Origin of the sequence: Vibrio sp. TMPB1044, from assembly GCF_030442075.1 — a bacterium.
In the GTDB taxonomy this organism is placed as follows: Bacteria; Pseudomonadota; Gammaproteobacteria; order Enterobacterales; family Vibrionaceae; genus Vibrio; species Vibrio satsumensis.
On record NZ_JAUJED010000096.1, the window covers coordinates 1 to 3,828 of the forward strand.

The 3,828-nt window shown below is 41.1% G+C and carries 2 protein-coding genes and 1 pseudogene; all 3 read right to left on the reverse strand.

All coding sequences use genetic code 11. The annotated features are described in order from the left end of the window. Positions 1 to 482: 482 nt before the first annotated feature. Positions 483 to 1,058, reverse strand: a complete 576-nt coding sequence (locus QQ041_RS24080) for a mechanosensitive ion channel family protein (RefSeq protein ID WP_136995616.1) — start codon at positions 1,056 to 1,058, stop codon at positions 483 to 485. Next, positions 1,058 to 1,993, reverse strand: a complete 936-nt coding sequence (locus QQ041_RS24085) for a CorA family divalent cation transporter (RefSeq protein ID WP_285955212.1) — start codon at positions 1,991 to 1,993, stop codon at positions 1,058 to 1,060. Before QQ041_RS24085 ends, QQ041_RS24080 begins: the two co-directional genes overlap by 1 nt. A gap of 648 nt (positions 1,994 to 2,641) precedes the next feature. Continuing rightward, positions 2,642 to 3,348, reverse strand: a pseudogene (locus tag QQ041_RS24090) (IS6 family transposase). Positions 3,349 to 3,828: the final 480 nt, after the last annotated feature.

Sequence of the window (3,828 nt, forward strand, 5' to 3'; positions counted from 1 at the left end):
ATAACGCCTTAGTGGAGGCTTGAGCCGTATGCAGTGAAAGTTGCACGTACGGTTCTTAGGAGGGCGGCATCTGGTAACAGGTGTCGCCTATCCGACAAATACGAGTTGTGTGAGAAGTACGGTTTGTGTGAAATACAATGTGCTCACCAAGCGATTCTGTCGTACCTTAATTACCAAGCGACTTTGTCATTGCAATAACTACCGAGGGATTTTGACGGGACTAAATTGGCTTACTTTTTAAAGTAATTAATTAAACTTTAGAAGGGGCTAAGGATGTTCTATATGGATTCTAAATCCCAGTTTACTGTCGATATCATTTGCAAAATTATCGAGGGTAAAATCAGTATCAATAGTGCCACTACCTTGCTCAACAAGTCTCGACGAACTTTGCAACAGAGCCGAAGAGTTGCTATTAATTGAAAGAGGGCAAAAAATGTTGCCCTCTGTTGATCATTACTAATGAGGAGCTTGAGCAGGGCGTGTTACTTTTTTGTTTCTTTAGCTGTGATGAGCTTTGAGTCGACAGATTCATTGTTTAACTCAGGTTCAACTAAAACCTTTATCACGCCTTTTTGTAGGATCAGGTTATTAGGGTAGGTGATAATGTTGCCCGAACTGTGTCGAAGAATAACGTGGAACATGGTAATATCGATGATCACACCGCTGATATCTTCGTCTTTCTCCGCGACTCTTACTCTGTCACCAATGCGATAAGGGAATACGAAAAATATTAGTACGCTGGCTGTGAGGTTACTTAGAATCGACCATTGCGCGAATAAAGCGACACCCAACACCGCGAATATGGATGACAAGAACAGCGAAATATCACCAAAGCCCAAGTTAAGAACAATCGTAAACACAGCGATGAAGAGTAGAAATAGAACGATATTGAAACACTTGATCACGAACTGCTTCCGCTTCAACTCGACCCGCTTATTTTCCGCTAATGTTTCTATCCAGTTCTTCCCCAAGCGTTTTATCACCCAATACACAACGATAAGCAGCAAACCTAAACTTACTTGCTTAAGCCACATATTGGATTGCAAAAACTCAACCATTAAATAAACCTCAATTTTTTCAAAATAATGACTTCAATCGCCACGACCGTGAGCAGTCCAACACAAAATAGTGGAAACGCCATGGGGTTGTCTGTTCCTGGGATACCAGCAATATTGACCCCGAGTAAACCGGTAAAAAATCCGGCAGGGAGGAAAATACCCGCAATAATAGAAAATAGGTACGTATTTCTATTCATTTTCTCAGCTTGTAGCTGACTTCGACTGGCCAAAAATACATTAATTTGATCGATATAAAACTCAACCGACTCGTTAATCCTGAGTATGGTATCAAGGCTGTTCTTTATATGACTGTTGTGCTTACTCAATGGAGCTGGCAGTTCAATCATTAAATCCTCAAAAACGTATTTCTGTGGCTTCAAATAGCGCCTTAGCCTAAGTAGCCTTGAATGCAGAGCATTGATGGACTTAATATCGATATGAGATTCAGACTCTAGCTCATCAATCAGTTGTTCGACGGGAGTCAAGAAGCTTGATATGTAATGGTTAATTCCACGGATCATTCCCAGTAAGACATCAGGTAATGATGTTGGACCTTGGTTTTGTTTTAGATCGGATATTAGATTACTGACCGCTTTCGAAGGAACTTTACGTGTCGAGATTAAGGTGCCTTTGTACCATAAGATGCGTAAGCTCAACATATCGTCAGGATTCGCACCTTCGTTTAAGTTAATGCCTCGCAAGATCATCAAAAAGCAGTCGTGACCAAACTGCTCAAATCGAGGACGAGTGTCGTCTGTGAGTAATGAATCGATGATGGCATTTGGAACCGTATTACTGTGGAGCCATTCTCTCAACCCTTCAGCATCTCTTTGGCAGTGGTACCAAGTTGATTGCTCGAATGGGGTTGGGCTAGTGGTGTGTTCATGTGCCACACCCTCAGAAAATTGCCAGCTTGAAATTATGAAAGCGTCCATTCGCTGTCCTTAGTGATATTGCTGAACTTCTAAATGATATAAATATTTGATTTTATTAAATTAACGATTGCAATGAAGACGCGATTTAAGAGTCATCTTGAGTCAGTTTAATGAGGAGATAGTTTATTGTCTTTGTGACTAGCATGGACTCTCTCTTTGTTTTTCTAACAAATATCGCTCATTGTGTCGTGATTATAAATTAGCACTCTAGCGTCACGTTAGCGATGGATAAAAAAAGAAAAGACCGAGGCCTTTTCTTTTTAGAGGTGATGAATTAATTGGTTAAGGCAAGAGGAGCTTACCCGTTACTTATTCAAGTTCGCACTTAAGTTCAAGAAAAAAGCACTATCGACATGGTGCGAAGATATCTTGTTCCTCTCGGTATTCTTTGGTTTGTACGTCCATCAAGCCAAGTAAGGAGTCGAACAGGTTGTTTCGGAAAAGCTTAGCGCTTTGACCTAGCTCTATAGCGGTAAAATATCCCCAAATTATTCAAAAGTTTTCATTACCGACTTAGGTTTGATTCTGTCTAACATAGCTTAAATACGTATTATTTATCAGTTATGAGAAGCAGGAGTTTTAAACCATGCTCGGCTCTGTTGCAAAGATTGAGCCTAACCGACAGTGCTCCGGTTATCTGAATAATGATTAATAGTTCACCAATGCATTGGTGATTAGACGGATCTCTCCTGCTATTCCTTGACCTGATAACCAGATATTGAACTGGCCTTTTTTAAACATGTGCATCACTTCAAATCCTTTGATAGTGGCATAAGCCGTCTTCATTGTTTTAAATCCTCTGACTGGATTGATGAGCCTTTTCAGTTTTCCATGATCGGCTTCTACTGCATTGTTCAGGTATTTAATTTGCCTATGTTCAAGCGCTTCAGGGCATTGACCTTCTTTCTTTAATTCCGTGATGGCGACCCCATAGGAAGCGGCCTTGTCGGTATTGATGGCGGAGGGCGACTACCAGCACTTGAGTCCTTTCAACGCCTTACCCAAAAGCGTTTCGCCGCTTTAGCATTGCGTCTAGGTGATAAATAGAAATCGACAGTATGGGCTTTCTTATCAATAGCACGATACAGGTACACCCATTTTCCTTTCACTTTGATGTAGGTTTCATCCACTTGCCAATTCAACCCCATTTTAGGTTTCCAGTACCATCGTAATCGTTTTTCAATTTCAGGCGCATAACGTTGAACCCAACGATAAATCGTACTGTGATCTACATTGACACCCCGTTCACAGAGCATCTCTTCGAGCTCTCGATAGCTTATCCCGTATTTACAATACCCACGTACAGCCCAAATGATGATGTCATAGGAAAATTGTCGATACTTAAAGAGTGTCATGAGCGAGCTAGCCTAAAAACAGAAAAGATTAGCTGATTAGACGAACTTTGCAACAGAGCCACAATATCACCGTGAGTATCGGTACGATTAAAAACATCTGGAAGGAAGAAAATCTCAGCACCAAAGAGCTCAGGATTAAGAAGTCACAATCACTGAATATCGAAGTGTAAGGCGAAAAGTATCAACGACAACTAGAATGAAGTAATACGACAGAATCGATTGGTACTTATCCCGTCAGGAGCCCTCAGTAATGACAACCACTTAGAGGTTGCACAACGAGCCAAAGAAGAAGGCTGCCATAAGGCAGCCTTTTTTGTTTGTATGCGAAAGTGTTAGTGCCATTCCCCCGAGGCCTGGGTGATAATAGGCTGTTAAGTATCGGAATCAAATTAGTTGCGAGTGCTCTTAAACAGATGAGTGCAACAGTTAACGCTTTTCCATTACTAACGCAACTCTACCTACAACCCTTACTTCATCTTC